Raw genomic sequence first — 1,541 nt, 5'->3', positions numbered from 1 at the left:
CCCACGGTGGCCGGCCGCTGAAGTTGGACAAGGACGACTACAAGCAGCGCCACGCGGTGGAGTGCGGAATCAATCGCCTCAAACGGCACCGTGCGGTCGCCACGCGATACGACAAGCTCGCCGTCCGCTACGAAGCGACCGTACTGGTCGCAGCCATCAACGAGTGGCTGTGACCAGCACTTTCGAAACGCACCCTAGGTTCCACTTCGTCACTCATGCCGACAGAGTATGTTGCAGAGACTTCTCTGCATAGTGTTCTCTGTAACATAGCCCGCAGTGCTGCCACCCCGTCCCTCCCGGGCACTTCGCCGATACCCGCGCCCGCCGTACACACGTCGTGAGGCAACAGGCCCACGGAGCCTGCACGCCTCGCTGCCGGACAGCAACCGCCCTGCAACAGCCCTACGTCCGCACCAGACACGACAGCGCCGGTCGGCGGAGCGAGCCCCGCAGACGTCAGTACCCGTCGCGGACCTCTCCTCTGCCCCTCAGCCCGCTCCTGCTCCGCAATCCGCAATCCGCAATCCGCAATCCGAGGAAATCGCGTACGACCGGGTGCGAGTACCACTGGCAAGCCCGCATCAGCCACTACGAACGACGTGGCCACACACCACCAGAAGCGACCCAACCGTCACGGCAAACACCGGTTGCAGTAGTAGGTCGGACAGCTGATCCAGGTTCATACCTTCGTCCCTGGCCCGGCTGGAGAGCGACGCCTACCTTCATGGGCATGAAGATCGTTGAAGGCGTTCTGGACGAGGCCCTGGAGCGACTGCACTCCACCGGCCCGGAGTTCGACGACTGGCTGACCAACCACGGCCCGATGGCCGCCGAGTCCCTGGTACGGCACGGGGAGGCCGCTCGGGTGCACCGTTGGCTGGACGGCTATGCGGCGCGCCTGGAGGAACTTCCCCGGGCCCGGGAGCGGCTCACCGACGCAGCGGTGCCCGAGCGACTGGCCGAACTGGTGCGGGCGACCGTTCACTTCTATGCCGCGCAGGCACACGGCAACCCCGACATGCTCGTCCACGCTGCTACAGCCCCCAACGCCGTGCTGCGGACACTGCCGGCGCTGCCCCGGGAGCTGTGGTCGGCGTCGCTGCGGGCCGCTGGTCCGCGAGCGCAGCAGTCGCCGCCGCATGCCGCCCGAAGGGTCCGGCCGAGCCGGTGGACACCGGGACAGCCGATGCCCGGGAACTCTTCGCCACGGCGGCACGGCACGGCGACGAGCACGCCGTCAAGTTGGCCGACACCGTCCTGGATGTGACCGCCGCCCATCCCTCGGACACACTGGCGCTGAGCGCCGCGCAGCGGGCGATCACACTGATCGAGCCCGTAGCGTGGAGCAACGCCGCGCACGACGCGGGTTAGTACTGCAACGGTCTTTGCCGTGACGGTTTGGCAGTCGGATCGTTGTGCTGGGCATGGGGTGGGATGTGGTGCCGGCGGATGTCCGGCGTTGGTCGTCTGGGCTGGCTGAGCTGCATGAACGGTTCGTGTATCGGTTCAACAGGCTGGAGCCGCGGGAGTCGTCGCTGGCG

At 67.1% G+C, this 1,541-nt stretch carries 2 pseudogenes; both read left to right on the top strand.

Features of this window, described 5'->3' with window-relative positions:
* Positions 1 to 173 (top strand): annotated as a pseudogene (locus tag QMZ92_RS35830) (IS5 family transposase); the annotation flags it as partial.
* A gap of 557 nt (positions 174 to 730) precedes the next feature.
* Positions 731 to 1,371: pseudogene (locus QMZ92_RS35825) on the top strand (hypothetical protein).
* The last annotated feature ends 170 nt before the right edge of the window (positions 1,372 to 1,541 follow it).

The sequence above is a fragment of the Streptomyces sp. HNM0645 genome (assembly GCF_030056615.1).
GTDB lineage: Bacteria > Actinomycetota > Actinomycetes > Streptomycetales > Streptomycetaceae > Streptomyces > Streptomyces marianii.
Note: the sequence above shows the minus strand (reverse complement) of the source record. Positions and strands in the feature narration are given on the sequence as shown.